The sequence below is a fragment of the Paenibacillus sp. LS-5 genome (assembly GCF_056121505.1).
In genome coordinates this window covers 294,528-312,818 of sequence record NZ_JBWAVA010000001.1, presented here as the reverse complement: position 1 = coordinate 312,818, position 18,291 = coordinate 294,528, and the positions used below count along the sequence as shown (strand labels likewise).

Sequence of the window (18,291 nt, the reverse complement as noted above, 5' to 3'; positions counted from 1 at the left end):
ACCATCCGTTCCATATTTAGGTATGTGTTAAAGCTTAATCATACCAGAAAGCGCATCCAATTTATAATAGATAAGTCGCTTCCGTCATTTGACAGCCCGACTGATCTTGGAACGGATGAATGCGACGATGAAGTAATAGACTGGGATGCACTCGACGAACAACCACAGGTAGATGGTCAGATTGGCGTTGAAATTTCTATAGTAATTTATAGTATTATTAATAGAATACAAATAAGTTATGATCATGGAACAAACCGTTATCAGAGGAATCATATACTTCCGCCCTTTTTGATGGGTCAGATACATGGCGCATTTGGCAGACACATACATCAAAAATGATCCGTGAATGAACATAGAAGCCGACCAGATCCCAATGAGGATAGGGTCCATATTCCCGAGAATATTGTGATGCGAGGAACTGCGGATCATATCCAGAAAAGGATATTGCAGATCTTTGCCCAAGTGCGGGCCAAAATTCAGCATGGTCAGCACCCATGCTGATAATACGATGAATAGGAGGCATATCCCGGTTACAGCCAGGTTCTTTAGCATCTTGATCCCGATTTTTAGCTCCGGTGCCACGAAGAGAAATACGACCCATTCCGCTAACCATGACATTATTGAAATAGAATCTTTGATGGCAAGGCCGGGATCATGATAATGCAGGAAGGCCGGAAACATCGATAAATCCGCATATGGAATAAATAAATAGATGGATAAAAGAGTACCAGCAAAAAAAATCAGAAAAATACCATCCGCCATATATATAATTGTAGACAATCCTAGAGTCCCACAGTACATGATTACCAGGCCTATGACGGTTATTATGAAAATTGGCGAGGTTCCCCTCATATAATTGGAGCCGAAAAACAGGACGAAGTTCTCCATATCAAAAGCAGTATAATAAATGCACCAGCATAACAGAATCAGAACCATCAGCTTGTGTACCCATTTCCCTATAATCTCATTGCCAAAGTCAATCCATCCCTGGTCCGTTCTCATGCAGCCTACCCGTATGGTAAAGAACAGAACGATCAGGCTCAGAAATCCGCCGCCGATTAGCGCAATCCACCCTTGATAGCCGGAAGTTTCCACGAGTACAGGAATCAGGAAAATAGTGGTCTGGGAACTGAGATAGATCAGGCTGAATCTGAACAACTGCCATTTCGATGTGTGCATAAAAATCTCCTTTCACTATCCTTTATTTTCCTGAACCAACGTCCTGAATCTGAAAGGCTACTTGTACCTTAATTTGCGCCTCATGCGCATAATAATCTTTCCAGCGTTCCCTGAGCTTTTTCCATAGGCCCGGATAATTCCATTCCAGCTGCATGCCCAATTGCAATACATCCGTTCCCGCCTCCTGCGTGGCACGGATAGAATCGGAAGCCTCTTTCATTACCATATCCTGAATCTTCTCCAGCATAACGAAGCTAAGTTCGATCGCCTTCCGCCCCTGTGAGTCTTTGAAGTTAGTGATGCTTACTTTCCCCTTCAGCTTGACGTAGAAAACCGGTTCTCCATCCATTAACTTGGTGCTTATTGATGATTTGTTGCTTAAGAACAGTGCGGTTGCTTGACCCGGATCGTCTCCATCCCAGGTAACCGTATACTCGGGCAGTGCTACTTGTCCAGCCAAGTTTCCCGCTGCCCAGGCAAGTGCCCTGCTCTCCTTTAATTGCAAAGTAGTTTGCATCTTGCCATCCTGAAACAGCGCAACTCCCTGAATGCCTGCCCAATGTATAGATTTGCCCTGGTCCGATTGACCACTCTTCTGGCCAAATGAGAGATAATTCATGGCATATCCCATATTCGAGGACTCCGCCAGCAAGCAGTCTCTAATTGTAGTTGCATACAGAAGATTCTCTTCTGAAAAATTCATCAGCACCTGGTCGGGCAACTGCTCAAATATAGTCGATAGCTGAGCTACTTCCTTCGCTTTGCCTGGAGCCGTCATCATATAGGTTCCAAGCGGAATTTCAGGCTGACGCTTGAACCATTGCAGAGCCTCCTCTATTCCCTGACTGGCGTATTCCTTCCCCAGTACAACCACCTTGATATGAGAGATTTCCAGCCTGCGGGACAAGTCTTTTTGAATTAATATAACCGCATCCGTAATATTTGCGGCTGTCTTAGATACCATAGAATAGGATTTTCCGTCTCCACCCCCCGATTGTGTGCTGGAGAGCAGACGGTTGGGCAGGGGCGAGCTGATCGACACTTCAACCGTTCCTGGCTCTTTTCCCGCATCTATATAGAGACCAAATATAAAGATGAGTTCATCCAGTTCAATTTTGGATCCGCAGCTAGTCAGATTCAGGAGCAGTACAACGCTCAGAACCAGCTTGAAGAGCTTCATTTTCATTTCTGCCTCTTTTCATTTTTAGTGTTGGTGAACGAAGTGCTTCTTTTCGTCATAAAAGGAGAAGGTACACGAAGTAAAGTGTCCTTCCAATCCTGGAAGACAAGCGGGGCAATCGGCTGCAGGTAAGGAGTGCCGAAAGATCTAAGATTCGCCAGATGGGCGTAAATTACAAATGCTGCGACAAATACGCCAAGCAGCCCCATCGTTCCGCCGAGAACCAGCAGCACAAAGCGGAGCAGACGAAATGTTAAACCCAGTTCAAGATGGGGAATAATATATGATGCGATGCCTGTAATAGAAACTACGATAACCATGGGAGCCGATACAATCCCAGCCTGGACAGCAGCCTGTCCGATTACAATCCCGCCAATAATGGATACGGTTTGTCCTACGGGTTTGGGGATCCGGGTGCCGGCCTCTCTAAGCGCTTCGAACGTAAGCTCCATAATCAAGGCTTCCGTCAAGGCGGAGAACGGAATATTCTCCCTCGCAGCAGCAATGGTAATCAGCAGATCTGAGGGGATGATCTGACTGTGAAAAGTTGTGATAGCCACATATAAGGACGGCAACAGGATAGATATCATGGAGAAAAAGAATCGGACCAATCGAATCCAGCTTCCTGCATAGAAGTTCTGATAATAGTCTTCTGAGGATTGCAGCAAAGAAAAAAAGGTTATCGGTGTCAGCAAAGCTGAAGGTGTCCCGTCCTGCAGCAACCCCACCCGTCCTTCCATTAGCGAAGCCGCAACCGAGTCCGGACGCTCCGTATACTGAAATAAAGGAAAGGGTGAATACTGGCCCTTCCCTATTTGCTCCGCTACATTGCTTATACCAAGTGCACCGTCCACTGTGATGTCCCTCAGCTTTTTCGTGAACTCTTCCACAATTTCCGGCTTGCACAGCCCTTCAATATAGACCAGATACACATCTGTTTTCGTATACCTGCCGATGGAGAAATGCAGGGTCTTCAAATCTGCATGTTTGATCTTATGCCGCAGTAAAGACAGGTTCGTCTGTACATCCTCGATAAAGGCCTCCTGAGGCCCAATAACCACCAGCTCATTCTGCGATTCGGAGACCGCTCTTTTCTGATAATGCGTAATCTCAAAATAATAAACATAAGGAAGACCCTCAATCGAGAGCACTGCATTACCGCTAACAATGAGCTCTACCGCACGGTCCAACTTATAAGCTTTGATATAAGGAATGGCAAAAGCAGAACCGTGATCCAGCCGTTCCAAAAATCGTGCCCAATCCGGCTCGGCATTCGCCTCCGCCTTAAGTGGTGTGGAGACAAATTCCTGCAGGCTGAGCGTATCTACAATAGAAGGAATATAGATCAGCATACAGGCATGTCCGTATATATTAATGGATTGATATACTGCATCACTGCAGTCCGTAAGCTGCTCTTTAATAGCCTCCAGCATACTTTTCTCTGCCACCTGTACTACCTCCTTGAGCTTCCCCTGAGAATTCAATTTAGTATTCCATTTATTTGCAATACTATACTTGCATGCTTCTTATGGTTGTATAAAATATCCGTGCTGTCTCATCAGTCATTTGGTGTCTGCAGGTCATCCTCGGATTCGTACAGTATATTAAAAAACAGAGCAGCAATTCTCCAAATGTCCGGAGAATCGCTGCTCTGTTGTCTTTTTAGGTATTACCGTATTCAGCTGAACCCTACTACCGGATGCGGAATGTACGGTTCTTCCAACCGCTTCACCTCAGCCGGTGTCAGCCGGATCGAGACCGCTGCTGCAGCATCCTCTAAATGCTCCATCTTCGTGGCTCCTACAATCGGTGCCGTCACCGGCTTCTTCTGCAATACCCACGCGAGTGCTACCTGGGCCCGCGGAATTCCGCGTTCTTCTGCGATTTCCTTGACTTTTAGCGCGACAGTACGATCCGCTTCTTCGGTTCTGGAGTACAAGTACTTACCGAATTCATCGGATGCTGACCGGGTGCTGGTCTCTTCCCATTCACGGGTGAGACGTCCTCTGGCAAGCGGACTCCAGGGAATTACACCGATACCTTCCGCTTCACAAAGCGGCAGCATCTCCCGTTCCTCTTCACGGTAGAGCAAATTCACATAATTCTGCATGGATACGAACCGGGTCCAACCATGGCGTTCAGCGACATGTAGCGCCTTCAGGAATTGCCAGGAATACATAGAGGAAGCTCCGATATAACGGGCCTTACCCGCCTTAACCACATCATGCAGGGCCTCCATGGTTTCCTCGATCGGCGTGGCCGGGTCCCAGCGGTGGATTTGGTACAGATCTACATAATCCGTTCCCAGCCGCTTCAGGCTATGGTCAATTTCACTCATAATTGCTTTACGGGATAGTCCCCCGCCGTTAGGTCCCGGACGCATGGTTCCATGTACCTTGGTTGCAAGTACAATCTCGTCACGTGCAGCGAAATCTTTTAGCGCTCTGCCGACAATCTCCTCACTGGTTCCATCGGAATACACATTGGCTGTGTCAAAGAAGTTAATCCCTAGATCCAGCGCCTTTTGAATAAAGGGTCTGCTCATCTCCTCATTTAGCGTCCAGGAATGATTTCCCCGTTCCGGAATTCCGTAACTCATACATCCCAGACAAATTCTTGAGACCTCAAGTCCGGTAGAACCAAGCTTCACATATTCCATAATTGACAGCAGCCTCCCTATTAGAAAATATATAAATCCCAATCCACTATAGTATACCGCTGTCAACGGCAATAGAAAAACGAGGTCCGATCGTATATCTCAGGCAGAACGACGTTGTAGGCCCAGACTATTAACTATTTATTGGTGGCACCAATATTGGTACCGCTTGGTGTACCGGAACCAATCAGATCGCTGCCGGCTGCCAGCTTCAGGAAATTCCCAAGGCTGAAGGAGCCATCTGTATTCCGGACGACGGAAGGAGTCAGACTTAAGAAATCAGTGCTGCTGGCCACAAGACCCTTAGCATTGGTACTGGCGCTGCTCTTCCACCAGACATTGGTGCTGGAAACATCGGTCCCACTTGTTTTATCGCTGGAGGTTCCGGCAAAGCTTAGGTTATTTGTAAATATATGAGTACCAGTATCAAAAGCGAAGTTGCTCGCCCCATTGCTCCAGGAAGTATTATTAGTTAATTGAATCGAACCTGGATTGCTGTTATAAGTAAAACCGTGTTTCTTATTCTGGAAGGCAACATTGTTCGTTACAATATGGTTGACCGCGATAGAATCTCCACCCAGCTTAAAGCCGTTACCATCACTGTTGGTGGTTGTGTTGCCATCCGAAGTTTGGCCATTTTTGTACGCGATACTGTTCTTGATCGTTACAATGCCAATAGGACCGGTATCTGATTTGGTATATAGATCCCACCCATCATCCGTATTCCAGGCAGAGATACATTTATCGAATACGTTGCCGGGTCCGAGGGTCAGTTTGGCGGCGAAACCGTCCGCATCTTCACCGTTATCCGGGTCGAAATTATCATGAGAATAGACACCGATGATCTGGTTGTAACTTGGCCAATCGCTCATGCTGGATGCTGTAGAGGCGTAGCGGCTGATTTGCAGCCCGGAGTCCCGGTTATGGTGAGTCTCGACATTCTCAATAAGATTATAGTTCCCTCCGATGAAAATCCCATTATCACCGGCTCCTTTGACCTCCAGACCTTTTACAGACCAATAATGGCCGAAGATTTGCAGCCCGCGCTCAGTGGAAGCAAAGCTTTCACCGGAGAAATCAAGCACAGGCTTTTCACTTCCATATGCAGCAATATTCTTGCGGGAGCCGGAAGTACCGCTATTATCCCGCTCAATGGTTACCGGTGATGAGAAGGAATACGTGCCGCCCCGCAAATAGATGGTTCCGCCTGCAGCAATTTTGGTCACTGCCGATCCAAGAGTGGTCGGACTGCCTATGGTTCCCGGGTTGCTGGCTGTACCATCTGGTGCCACATAAAGTGCACCCGAAACCGGGGTTGCTGTTGGAGTGACCGTTGGAGTTGCGGTAGGCGCTACTGTTGCTGTTGGTGAAGGCGTTGATGTAGGTATTGGTGTTTTTGTAGGGGCCGCTGTCGGACTAGCTGTCGGCACTGCAGTTGTTGTAGCAGTTGGGGCAGCTGTCGGAGTTGCATTGGTACCGCTTACAATAACATTGTCAAACTTAGCAGCGGTCTTATAAGCAATTAATCCGATTCCTCCAGATGTTAAAATGTTATCGTGTGCATTTAATTGCAGCACATTATTCACATACATATTAAGCGAATCTCCGCTCATTTCAAGCTTCACTGAATACACTGTTCCTGTTGTGATAGCATAATCAGTCTTAGCTGCTAGGGTAGTGCTTGCACCACCCGATTTTTTGCGGATTTCGAGTGTGCCGCCGTTCGAATTGGATATGGAAGCAGCATAATAGTTATTTCCATCCGTATAACGCCCGCATACATAAGTACGGTTACTGCCGTTAAAATGATCGACCTTAACATCAGCCTGGACGCTATAGTCGCTCCATGTACTGCTACCTGCGGAGGTGCGCCCTTCAGAGCTGCTGGATTGATAATATACATGAGAGCTGCCATCCTGTACCACAGACCACGTGCCTGTAGTATTGTTCCAATTGCCGGCATTGCCAGACTCAAAATCATCACTGAAGATGCTTGCTGCCTGTGCGGAAGGGATGCCCCATTGCAAACCGCCAAAAGCAAGTACTGCAGAAAGCCCAATCCATGCGGTAAAGGCAAATCTCTTTTTTATTTTCACGTTAACATTTACCTCCAGAGTATTTTGTATTTTCAGAGCCTGTTGCAGCTGTTGCATTCTTACATTCCCATTGCTTCCTTACGAACCACAGATGTATTGTCGATCGCACTCCTCCTTGACCGATGACATGCAGATTGCTGCAAAATTCTTTTTTTTGCAGAAGGCAACCTACTATCCACTATAAGTAAATATTTGTAATTGTACAGAGATTTTTTTAGGCATAATATTACAAATATGTGAATTGGCATACCTTTCAGGCAAAAAAAGAACCGTCTGAACAATTTGTTAGACGGATCTTATTAATGTTATCCCAATACCACTGGGCTCAGCTTTGGACAAATGGCTTCAGCTTCTGCAGAAGATTCTGCAGCTGTTCGGAACACTGCCCATACATCTTCTTCGCCTGTTCATTGTTGGTAGACAAGCTGAACAACTCCAAATCCGCCTCACACTTCTTAAGCAGTGCATAGAGCTGTGGTTTTTCCTGAGTCTTAGGAACCTCTACACCGTCCGCGTACAAGTCCACGGTAAGTTCTCCATACGAATCCACCTGTCCCAGAAATACATTTTCCGGGGTCAAGTTAAGCTTTTCCAACTGACCTTGCAACCAGCCGCGTGTCAATCCTAGAGTATCCAGCGGTTCATCCATAATTACGCCATCCATAATTACGGCTTGAGTCGCCTGCTCCGGGGCTACCTTTACCCCAAGATGCTTGGGTGTAAGAGGCTGGTTCTCACGGGTAAGCAGAACGTTAATCGCCCCATCCGACTCCATAATGGCAAATTCTACGTCGGCAACCTTGAAGACATCTTTTTTCCGCAGCTCCTCCAATAATTCGTCGGTCGACAGCCTTTCTTTTTTCATATTCTCCTCAAGGATTTTACCGTCCTTGATGAGCACAGTCGATTTGAAATCAATGAAGTCTCTGGCTTTTTTGCTCTTGATCTGCAGGTATTCAATTCCTAGTGAGAAAGCAACCCAGACCATCAGTGCGATAATCCCCAAATGCCAAGTCTTGTCGGTATCCAACGAGATATATGCAGCAATACTGCCCACAGTAATCCCTGTGATATATTCGAAGAACGAGAGCTGAGATACCTGCCTTTTACCAAGCAGCTTCGTCAAAAAGAAGAGCATGACCACAGCAAAAAAAGTGCGCCATACAACCTCAAACCATTCCGGCATTTTTTGTAGCCTCCCATTAACCTGTATTCATATCATTAACATTCATTATTTGTCATACGGTGCGGGAATAACCATAAAATATTTTCTAATCGTACGGGACGGTATACATTCCAGCACCTCGGCAAATAATATTTCGCGAACCGCACCGCCATCCAAAGGAGGAATAATGAAATGACTGTAGCCTCACAAGTTAAAACCTGTGTCTCCTCTCTGAAGAGTGCCCAGGCCAGCCTGGAACAATTCGCCATGGAAACTCAGAATAAAGAAGCTAAGACCCTGTTCACCAATGCAGCTCAACAGACGCAGCAGATTGTAGATCAGGTAGAATCACGCGTGACTGAACTGGAGAATGAGGAACCTCAATATAAAGGTTTTTAGTTCCTTCTACAGAACTTTACCAATGAGGCTGACTCAGCAGATAATATCTGCAGTCAGCCTCTTCATCATTTATTTAGTCTTCCGCCATACACATCCCACGTATTTCCGTCAGCCTCCCAAGACTTGACCGCATCCACAATCAAAGAGACGAACCCGAGCTTACCTTCCTGATATAACCAAATGGATATTTGTGACTTTTGCCGATAACACAGCTTAGCCTGAAACAGCAAAAAAACGCTTTGGACAGAAATATGCTCCTGCTCAAAGCGTCAAATTCCCCTTTTATTCCTAGTAAAAAACTGGATTCTTCAGCTATTGTCGCTGCATGTTCATTTCACTACTACGCATAAAGCTGGACAGGTCTACTTTCTTTCCCGTCCGGGAACTCTCCAGTGCTCCGAACACCATGGCCATGCTGTAGCAGTTGTCACGGCAGTCCGTCTCAGCCGGGCGGCCTTCTGCCAGAGCCAGGAACATCTCCTCAAGACATCCCTGATGGAAGGTTTCCTTCATCTCTACAGCTATACCTTCTACGCGTTCATAATCACGAATAAATTTACCATCCGCAACACCTTCCTGAACCTTCTCGGCGTAGGGCATTCCTTCGCCGTCCCAGACGGCAGTTCCTTTGTCTCCCTGAACCCGCCATGAGGCTTCCCATGAAGTTGGGGCGCCTTCAGCGCACCAGGAGCCCTGATAACTGAAGACCGAGCCGTCCGACATTTCAAAAATACATACTGCGGAAGCATTCCCCGCATACCAGGATCCGGGAGGATTGAATTCTTGACAGTACACCGTAACGGGGTCTGCACCGCTGATGTAACGGGCCTGATCAAAGGTGTGTATTGCCATATCGAGAAGAAGCGGGCTTTCCATGATATCCCGGAACCCTCCAAAATGCGGTGCCAGAAAAAAACTCGCTCCGATATAGCCAATCCGGCCGATGTTGCCCCCTTCTATCAGTTGGCGAAGGGAGCGTATACGGGGATCATACCGCCGGTTCTGCATGACGGCATGGCTGCGTCCAGACCGTTCTGCTAAATCCACAATGGCGTTACACTGCTCCATCGTCTCAGCCAGCGGCTTCTCGCTGAACACATCGCATTGACGTTCAAGCGCTGTGCTGGCAACCGAATAATGGCTGCCGGGAACGGTTACATCAAAGACGAGATTGGCATCAGTAATATCTATGGCTTCAGCAATATCGGTGAATACCGGACAATTAAGTCCATGCTTTTTGGCCATATCTGCTGCCGCTTCGAGCCGTATATCCACAAGTGCGGCAATACTTACATCAGAACGCTTCATAGCATAACTAATCCATTCATTAGCCATTCCTCCGCAGCCGGCGACGGCTACACGGTATATTGCAGTCATATATGCTTCCCCGCTTTCTGCTATTAGACCGGATTAGGGATGAAGCTCCCACCGCGGCAATGTTTCAAATAATTCAGCGCATGGACCTGACCGGTCATTTCTAGCTCATCCCGGTATACGGGATCATGCCACCCTTCAATGTCGATGGTGCCCTTATAACCAGCCTGCCGCAGAATGGTGATTACATCCGTCCAATTGGTGTCACCGAAACCCGGAGTCCGGTGCCATACATAAGGCTTGGGACCATGAATGCCATACTCTTTGACGACATCCCAAGCGATTGTTGCGTCTTTGCCATGTACATGGAAGATTTTGTCCGTCCATTTACGCAGCTGTGGAATCGGATCGATCAGCGCAACCATTTGATGACAGGGCTCCCACTCTAGACCGAGGTTGTCTGCCGGAACGGCGTTGAACATTTTCTCCCAGGCTATAGGGTTATGGGCAATATTCCAATCTCCTGACTGCCAGTTTCCATCCATGGAACAATTCTCAAAAGCTATCCGTAGTCCTTTGTCAGCAGCGCGTTTTGAGAGTTCACCGAACACTTCTGCAAATTTCGGTATCGATTCGTCAATTGTCTGCCCGGTCAGTCTGCCTGTGAATCCGGAGACCATATCTGTACCGAATAAATGGGCATGATCAATCAGACGTTCCCAGCTCGCCAGGGTGTCGGCATTGCCACCGGTTCCCGTCAACGGATTCCCGAAGATTCCTACAGAGGAAATGACAAAATGATGTTCAGCGGCCAGTTCACGAACCCGTGCTGCGGTCTCCACCAGATCGGTTTCACCTGTAGTCTGCCAGAACGTCAGGCTGAAGGATTCAAAACCATGCTTAACAATTTGGGGAATCACACGGACGGCATCCGGCGCCCCGACAAGTGTTCCGATTCTAATGTCTTCGTGCATCTTGTATACCACTCCAATATTGGTTTATAGTAAGTTCAGCAATCCAAGTATATAGCGCATATGTAGCGAAATCTCTTCTTATCTTGTGCATAAATAGCTGAATATTGTGGGAGTTGATGTGATTGTGACCTATCCAAAGGAACTGAAGGAATATCCTCAGCTTGAAGAAAAAATCTATCCGTTCCGCTTGTTTTTCAATCAATGCCTGGATGCCAAGACTGAGCAGAACATTCTTTTTTTACATTGGCATGAGCATTTTGAGATTATTGTGATGCAGCAAGGCAGAGCCATCTTTCATATTGACAGCAAACCTTATGAAGCCGGACCGGGTGATGTGATTCTAGTGCCTTCCGGGGGGCTTCATGTCGGTTACAGCTTGATCAGCGGAGATATTGCTTTTGTGTCCATAGTGTTCCATGGTTCCTTGTTCAAGGACCGGAATCAGGATTCGCAGCATGAACTATATGTAGCCCCATATTTGAATAACTTGTATCATCTCCCTGTCAAGCCTGTAGAACAGAACCCTGTATGCAGCAGCTATTACCCTTTGCTTAACGCGATCATTCAAGAGGTTCAGGAGGAGGGACCGGCATTTCAATTGGTGGTCAAAAATCAGCTGCATCTATTCTTAATCTTGCTCTCGCGGACTTTTCCGCCTCTGCAACTATCAGAACGGTATCACAGGGAACGCTACTCCATTAACCAGGAACGCTTCAAACCCCTGCTTGAATATCTGGAACAGCATTATGAGGACAAAATAACCATTGAGTCTGCGGCCAGATTCGTGAATCTCAATCCATACCATTTCTGTAAAACCTTCAAAAAGCTGACCGGACGCACCTTTATCGATTATGTGAACCTCTGCCGGGTAGAAGAAGCGGAACGGTTACTACTGGAAACGGACTTCACGGTAACGGAAATCGCCGGCAAAGTCGGCTGCGATAATCCTAACTATTTTACGAAACTGTACAAACAGTATAAGGGGATTACACCCTCAGGCGCGAGAAAGTAGGGTTAGCTAATCTCACCAAAGTCATGTTCATGTGATATCGGCTCTTGTTCCTATATCCGGGTGGCTCTAACGCTTCACATCATGTAAAAAAACACCGTTCATGATCTTGAACGGTGTTTTACTGGTACTATCAACTCTATTAATCGAGTGTATAAGGTGCAAGTCCTTGAGGAAGAGGTGCCGGACGAACACAAGTGCTCTCCATCTTATAGAAACACTGCGAATCAGAGGAATCATGAAAAGCCCACATGGCTTCCAGTACATGATAAGCTAATTCGCCGCTGGCACGGTGAGGGCGTCCGCTGCGGATAGCATAGGCCATATCTGCAGGACCGATCCCGCGGGTATTCTGATCGTAGCCTGGAAGAAGCGGCTGTTCTTGCCAGTCACTTTCACCCGTCTTGCGATATCTGACTTTACCTCCGAACGTGTTCGGATCAGGTACCTGCAATGTTCCTTCTGTGCCGTAGATCTCTATCGGCGGTAATTCACTGCCGCCAAACACATCAAAACTGGTGATCAGCGTAGCGATCGCACCGCTGCTGAATTGCAGCGTTCCGGCAACATGAGTTGGAATGTCGACCGGAATCTTTTGTCCGGCCTTTTTCTCGCTCGTTATGGTACGTTCCTCCATAGCCTTCCCGGTCATGCCGGCTACCATGCGGATAGGCCCAAGGAGCTGCACGAGGGCGGTTAAATAATACGGACCCATATCGAACATAGGCCCACCTCCCGCAGCATAGTAGAATTCCGGATCGGGATGCCAATGCTCATGCCCTCTGCCTAACATGAATGATGTCGCCGCAACCGGGCGGCCAATGACACCTTCCTCAATCAGCCTTAGTGCTGTCTGAATCCCGGCTCCCAGGAAGGTTTCCGGGGCGCTGCCAACCAGCAGACCTTTGGCATCAGCCACTTCCAGCACCTTGCGCCCTTCCTCTCTTGTAACCGTGAGCGGCTTCTCGACATAGACATGCTTGCCGGCATCTAGCGCCCGCAGACTGATATCAGCATGTGCCGCAGGGATGGTTAAGTTGATTATAATCTCAATTTCAGGATCTTCCAGAAGTTGGTCAACCGTATACACGAGAGGAATTCCGTACTTAGCTGCCTGCTCTGCTGCTCTGTCCCGGTCCATGTCCGCACAGGCTGCAAGATCCAGAATCTCGAACTTCTGGCAATTCTCCATATAGATGCTGCTTATCTTGCCGCAACCGATGATGCCAACCTTTACTTTATCCATGTCCTGTTCGCTCCCGCCCTATAATTGGCTGTCCGCCATGCCGCTGTATTCGGCACCTTCCGTTTGTCCGGCCCTCCCTGCTGCTTCTGCTTTGCCATCTCCTGCCCATAGCAGTCCTCTACGCATCAATTCTTGTACAGGAGGAAGCTCTACAATATCCGCGTGGTGGCCGAGCGAATTGTAATATACACGCCCCTGACCCCATCGTTTGGTCCAGACTACCGGCATATCAACTGCTTTGTTCGCTGCGTGCGGCCCTTGCACAACCGGGAATCTTGTAGTCGCAAGCACTTCCACCGCCGGATCAATATGCAGATAATATTGCTCGGATGTGACTTCGAAATCCTCAATACCTGCCGTCAGCGGACTGGAGCTTTGACTGATCTCCACCTTATACTGGACTCCATCATTGCCTGGGTGGGCAACCCATTGACCACCTGTCATGAACTGCCAATCTACATTGGTCCGGAAAGAGTCGCACATTCCACCATGACAGCCCGCCAGCCCAGTCCCATTCTGTACGGCTGCCGATACGTTGTTGACCAGATCCTGTGAGATTTCCCCCATCGTCCAGACCGGTACGATCAGATCCAGCCCCAACAGCTTCTCCTTGTCAGCGAACGCTTCCAATGTATTTGCAACTTCTACCTCATACTGCGCTTCACGCAGAATATTCGCAAAAACGCCGGCAACCTGCTCCGGCTCATGTCCATCCCAACCGCCCCATACGATTAGTGCTTTTTTCATCATTGTCACTCCTTCTCCCCAACCATAGATTTAAGTATCCTTACATTTCGGACAGTTCTACCCAGCGCCGTTCCTGCACCGAACGCTCCACTGCTTCCAGTACCGCCTGGCATTTCACCCCATCATGAAAATTCGGCACAGGCTGTCGGCCTTCGGCTACCGCAGAAGACAGCTCCAGAAATTCGTGAATAAATGTATGTTCAAAACCAATGGTATGACCCGGCGGCCACCATGCCTCCGCATAATCATGAGCCGGATCGGTGGCGAGAATCCGCCGGAATCCTTGCACATCCTCCTCGTCAGAGGTCAGATACACTTCCAGTTCATTCATCCGTTCAAAATCAAATTTCACACTTCCGAGACTGCCGTTGATCTCAAAGGAATTGGTAGAGCGGTGTCCAGCAGCAAAGCGTGTAGCCTCAAAGCTGCCTATGGCACCGTTTGCAAAACGCGCCAGGAACAACGTAGCATCATCTACAGTAACTGGACCTCTTGGGGCACCCGCACTTGATTTGGCACTAAGACCTGTCATTTCTGCCGCCAATGGCCGTTCCTTGATAAAGGTCTCGCTCATTCCGATAACCTCTTTCAAATCCCCAACCAGATAATGAGCAAGATCGATCAGATGGGCCCCGAGGTCGCCATGCGAACCCGAACCAGCAATCTCCTTCTGCAGCCTCCATACCAGCGGGAATTCGGGATCCAGAATCCAGTCTTGCAGAAACCATGCGCGGAAATGATAAATTTGGCCCAGCCGTCCGCTTTCTACCAGCCGTTTGGCCAGCCGCACAGCCGGTGAAAACCGGTAATTGAAGCCCACCATATGCATAACGCCGGCTTCCTCAGCTGCCTTCAGCATTTCACGGGAATCCGCAAGCGTCAGTGCCAGAGGCTTCTCGCAAAAGATATGCTTGCCTGCTTTCGCAGCAGCCAGCGCAATCTCTTTGTGAGCATCACTGGGGGCGTTGATATCGATCCAATCAATATCGTCACGGCTAACAAGTTCTCTCCAATCCGTTACAGTCTCTTGCCAGCCTAGCTGCTCAGCTGCTTCCTTCAGTGCCCCGGCATTCCGTCCGCATAGTACAGACATCTCCGGTTTTAGAGCCTTGGGGAAGAACATCGGCAGACTGCGGTAGGCGTTGCTGTGGGCCTTGCCCATAAACTTGTATCCAATCATTCCGATGCGAAGCTGTTTCATTGAATCCCTCCTGATCTTAATGATGAATCACGAACAACAAGCTTGGTTGGAAGCTTCACGCGGATCATGCTATTCCCGAGATCCACGCCTCCGCTCTCCTGAAGTTCAAGTACTTTAGCTGCAGCAATTTCCCCCAGCTGATAAAAAGGGACCCGGACGCTGCTGAGGGCCGGGGATGTGAGCTCGGCGGCATCGGAATCGTCATATCCGACGATCGCAGGCATCCGGTCTATGGTAACCCCTAATTCCCGCAGGCCTTGCTGTAGTCCAATGGCCATCCGATCATTAGCTACTGCCACTGCATCGATATGCTCAAGCTGAGCCCACATGGCCTTCGCGGCAGCCATTCCGCTTCTTCTGCTGAAATTCCCTTCGAACATAAGCGAGGAGTCCGCCTGAATCCCCTCCTGCTGCAGCGCCCGTAAATACCCTTCCAGCCGGTCACGGCTGTTTGAATATGCCTGAGGACCATTCAGGAAAGCTATACGTGTGAAGCCTTGCTGCAGCAGATGCTTCACCGCAAGCTGGCAGCCTTCAACGTGGTCGGCATCCACCTCATGGAAGGATTCGCCTTCATAATGCTGGTTAATCAGGCAGTAGGGATGCCCCTCCTTCTTCAGCTGCCGGAGTGCTTCCAGCTCTCCAGCCTCCTCTTTGGCACCCAGCACTATGCAGGCATCTACCTTGCGCATCCGGAAAAGCCCACAATAATCCAGCGGCTCATCGGCATCACGGAAGATCATCAGCAGATCATAGCCCTCTTCTCTTGCACGGCTCCCGATTCCGCTTAGAATTTCGGAGAAGTAGTAAGCGGAGAACAGCCGGGCTTTGGGCAGATAAGGCATGACTACACCCAGATTCCCGCTGCGCCTGCGGGCAAAGCTGCGGGCAAGTGAGCTTGGCGTATAGCCCAATTCACGTGCTGCTGCAATCACACGTTCCTTGGTCTTCTCCTTCAGCGGACCGACATTGTTCAGCACACGGGAGACCGTCGCTTCTGAAACACCGGCACGCTCGGCAACCTCTTTGCGGCTTGCTATAGCAATCATCCTTTCATAAAGCCTATCCAAATGTACACGCGTACATTTTCTCACAGAGCACGGTTGGCGTCAATCACCAAATCCGTAATTCGATTAGTCGGTTTATTGTAACCAGGACTGAACATGTTTCAAGAACCGCTTGGTCGCCGGAGAAGCATACTTCAGTGAATGCACGGCGATACCCAGTGAACGGAAGCTGCGCTCTTCAAGCTCCAGCATAGCTACGTTATGATTTTGGCGCTGAATGACAAGCTCCGGCAGTATGCTGATACCCAGTCCGTTTTCAACCATGGCTATAATAGCGTAATCATCTCCGGCCGAGAATTTGATATTTGGCTTAATTGCCGCCTTGTCCAGCACACGTCTGACATCATAGTCCGAACCTGCCTTCGGAATAATGAAATCCTCATAAGCGATCTGTGCAAGCGGCATATAGGGTGCCCCGCTCAGGGGGTGATCCTTGGGAAGAATCGCCAGCATCCTGTCCTGCTGGAGTGGAATAACCTCGAATCTCTCACGGGTAGGTAACGAGATGAATCCGCAGTCGACCATTCCAGCTTCAATCCACTGCTCAATTTCCAGATAACCGCCTTCCATCAGCTTAAACTCGATATAGGGGTACTCCTTGCGGAACTGCTTGATCATTCCCGGCAGCCAGTGTACAGAAACACTTGTAAAGGTACCAATAGTAATCGTTCCTGTCTCGAGTCCATGAATGTCAGCAACCTGCTGCTTCAACTGCTCGTTCCACTTGATCATTTCACGGATTGGCTGCATCACCTGCTCACCGTTGACTGTCAGTTTCACCCCGGAACGGTTTCTGACGAGCAGAGCGAAACCAAATTCCATCTCCAGGCTGGAGATCGTATGACTGATGCCGGACTGGGTGAAGCCCATCACCTCTGCGGCCCGGGTCAGGCTGCCCAGCTCCACAACCTTAAGGAATACTTCATACTTGCTAATACTCAACTGGTTGTCACCTCCGGGTATACATTAGTAATTCTCATGTATTGTATGATAAACATTCAGTTAACTTATGTAATCCACCATATTATACTATAGTGGCTTGCTACATGAAATGATGAAGGATGATGATTGAATGAAGCCGCTCAAGGCTGAGCTGATGCTCTTTATAGTAACCATGTTCTGGGGCTCCTCCTATATGTTCATGAAGATGGGACTAGGGTCGCTCGGGGAATTCAATCTGATTGCCTTACGTTTTGGACTTGCTTTTATTCTGGCAGCGATCCTATTTCACAAACGGTTCAAAGCCATAGATGCAACAACGCTGAAGTATGGTGCACTGCTAGGATTTCTGCTGCTTGGTGTGTTTACCTGTATCACCTTTGGTTTGAAGACTACGACCACTTCTAATGCCGGTTTTCTTGTCGCATTGACTGTTATTTTTGTGCCGATGATTGATGTGCTCGTATTCAGGAAAAAAATCGCTCCTCCCCAAATCTTTGGAGCTATTCTGGCGATTACCGGAATCGGACTCCTCACCTTGAATTCTTCTCTACACATGCAGCCTGGCGATGTTCTCTGTATTCTATCCGCTGTATTCTACGCTGTGCAGATTCTGGTAACAGGTAAAGCGGTTAAGACCTGCGACAGTCTGAATATTGGTATTCTGCAACTTGGTTTCGCCGGAGGTTTCGCACTGATCTTGTCATTCTTATTCGAGACGCCTGCTCTACCCTCATCTCTATCCGGTTGGATTGCGATCCTGGCACTTGGCATCTTTTGCAGCGCCTGTGGATTTATACTTCAACCTGTAGCCCAGAAATACACGACACCTACCCGTACGGGATTGATCTTCTCGATGGAGCCCGTATTCGCTGCTCTATTCGGTTATTGGTTCGCCGGAGAACAGCTGTCGATGCAAGGTTACACCGGTGCGGCGCTTGTGCTACTGGGGATCATCGCCTCAGAATTGCTTAGTAAAGCACACTTCGCTCCTTCTACCTACAAGCTGCACAGGAAACGGCGGGCCAATCTATAATAAGTTAAGTCTGAATCAACAACAGCACTTAACAGCAAAAAGCCGCTCAGCGACAAGCTGCAGCGGCTTTTTGTAATAACTTA

The 18,291-nt window shown here is 48.5% G+C and carries 16 protein-coding genes; 3 read left to right on the top strand and 13 right to left on the bottom strand.

Annotated features, from left to right (window positions below; translation table 11 throughout):
• Window positions 1–84: 84 nt before the first annotated feature.
• From AC0MA3_RS01460 to AC0MA3_RS01435, 6 genes are all read right to left on the bottom strand, one after another.
• Window positions 85–1,179, bottom strand: coding sequence for a GerAB/ArcD/ProY family transporter (locus AC0MA3_RS01460; protein WP_474654907.1), 1,095 nt, complete (start codon window positions 1,177–1,179; stop codon window positions 85–87).
• A 22-nt stretch (window positions 1,180–1,201) separates the two neighbouring features.
• Window positions 1,202–2,365, bottom strand: coding sequence for a Ger(x)C family spore germination protein (locus AC0MA3_RS01455; RefSeq protein WP_474654906.1), 1,164 nt, complete (start codon window positions 2,363–2,365; stop codon window positions 1,202–1,204).
• On the bottom strand, window positions 2,362–3,792 hold the full coding sequence (locus tag AC0MA3_RS01450) for a spore germination protein (RefSeq protein WP_474655160.1): 1,431 nt from the start codon (window positions 3,790–3,792) through the stop codon (window positions 2,362–2,364). Before AC0MA3_RS01450 ends, AC0MA3_RS01455 begins: the two co-directional genes overlap by 4 nt.
• 245 nt (window positions 3,793–4,037) lie before the next feature.
• Window positions 4,038–5,018 (bottom strand): aldo/keto reductase, encoded by a 981-nt coding sequence (locus AC0MA3_RS01445; RefSeq protein ID WP_379152757.1) that lies wholly within the window; start codon window positions 5,016–5,018, stop codon window positions 4,038–4,040.
• Between the two features lie 134 nt (window positions 5,019–5,152).
• A complete protein-coding gene (locus tag AC0MA3_RS01440; RefSeq protein ID WP_474655159.1) occupies window positions 5,153–6,445 on the bottom strand; it encodes a right-handed parallel beta-helix repeat-containing protein in 1,293 nt (430 codons plus the stop codon).
• A gap of 991 nt (window positions 6,446–7,436) precedes the next feature.
• Window positions 7,437–8,297 carry a DUF421 domain-containing protein gene (locus AC0MA3_RS01435; protein WP_379152759.1) on the bottom strand — a complete coding sequence of 287 codons (861 nt, stop codon included), beginning with the start codon at window positions 8,295–8,297 and terminating at the stop codon, window positions 7,437–7,439.
• 171 nt (window positions 8,298–8,468) lie between these two features.
• Between AC0MA3_RS01435 and AC0MA3_RS01430 the strand changes: the two genes are divergently transcribed.
• A complete protein-coding gene (locus tag AC0MA3_RS01430; protein WP_379152761.1) occupies window positions 8,469–8,675 on the top strand; it encodes a DUF1657 domain-containing protein in 207 nt (68 codons plus the stop codon).
• Between the two features lie 312 nt (window positions 8,676–8,987).
• On the opposite strand, the gene AC0MA3_RS01425 is transcribed toward AC0MA3_RS01430, so the two are convergent.
• Together AC0MA3_RS01425 and AC0MA3_RS01420 are read right to left on the bottom strand one after the other, a co-directional pair.
• On the bottom strand, window positions 8,988–10,052 hold the full coding sequence (locus AC0MA3_RS01425) for a Gfo/Idh/MocA family protein (protein WP_474654905.1): 1,065 nt from the start codon (window positions 10,050–10,052) through the stop codon (window positions 8,988–8,990).
• 23 nt (window positions 10,053–10,075) lie between these two features.
• Window positions 10,076–10,963 (bottom strand): sugar phosphate isomerase/epimerase family protein, encoded by an 888-nt coding sequence (locus AC0MA3_RS01420; protein WP_379152765.1) that lies wholly within the window; start codon window positions 10,961–10,963, stop codon window positions 10,076–10,078.
• 124 nt (window positions 10,964–11,087) lie between these two features.
• Between AC0MA3_RS01420 and AC0MA3_RS01415 the strand changes: the two genes are divergently transcribed.
• Entirely contained in the window at window positions 11,088–11,975 is an 888-nt protein-coding gene (locus tag AC0MA3_RS01415) for a helix-turn-helix transcriptional regulator (RefSeq protein ID WP_474654904.1), read from the top strand.
• A gap of 139 nt (window positions 11,976–12,114) precedes the next feature.
• Here AC0MA3_RS01415 and AC0MA3_RS01410 read toward each other — a convergent pair whose 3' ends face one another.
• The 5 genes from AC0MA3_RS01410 to AC0MA3_RS01390 all read right to left on the bottom strand — a co-directional run bounded on the left by AC0MA3_RS01410 (window position 12,115) and on the right by AC0MA3_RS01390 (window position 17,175).
• Window positions 12,115–13,218, bottom strand: coding sequence for a Gfo/Idh/MocA family protein (locus AC0MA3_RS01410; RefSeq protein WP_474654903.1), 1,104 nt, complete (start codon window positions 13,216–13,218; stop codon window positions 12,115–12,117).
• An 18-nt stretch (window positions 13,219–13,236) separates the two neighbouring features.
• Window positions 13,237–13,965 carry a ThuA domain-containing protein gene (locus AC0MA3_RS01405; RefSeq protein WP_474654902.1) on the bottom strand — a complete coding sequence of 243 codons (729 nt, stop codon included), beginning with the start codon at window positions 13,963–13,965 and terminating at the stop codon, window positions 13,237–13,239.
• Window positions 13,966–14,005: 40 nt separating this feature from the next.
• The gene (locus AC0MA3_RS01400) at window positions 14,006–15,166 is read right to left on the bottom strand and encodes a Gfo/Idh/MocA family protein (RefSeq protein WP_474654901.1); all 1,161 of its coding nucleotides are present in this window, start codon (window positions 15,164–15,166) and stop codon (window positions 14,006–14,008) included.
• Window positions 15,163–16,215 (bottom strand): LacI family DNA-binding transcriptional regulator, encoded by a 1,053-nt coding sequence (locus AC0MA3_RS01395; protein WP_474654900.1) that lies wholly within the window; start codon window positions 16,213–16,215, stop codon window positions 15,163–15,165. Before AC0MA3_RS01395 ends, AC0MA3_RS01400 begins: the two co-directional genes overlap by 4 nt.
• A 93-nt stretch (window positions 16,216–16,308) precedes the next feature.
• Complete coding sequence (locus tag AC0MA3_RS01390) at window positions 16,309–17,175, bottom strand: LysR family transcriptional regulator (RefSeq protein WP_379152776.1); 867 nt, start codon at window positions 17,173–17,175, stop codon at window positions 16,309–16,311.
• 130 nt (window positions 17,176–17,305) lie between these two features.
• On the opposite strand from AC0MA3_RS01390, the gene AC0MA3_RS01385 reads away from it, so the two are divergent.
• On the top strand, window positions 17,306–18,208 hold the full coding sequence (locus tag AC0MA3_RS01385) for a DMT family transporter (protein WP_474654899.1): 903 nt from the start codon (window positions 17,306–17,308) through the stop codon (window positions 18,206–18,208).
• The last annotated feature ends 83 nt before the right edge of the window (window positions 18,209–18,291 follow it).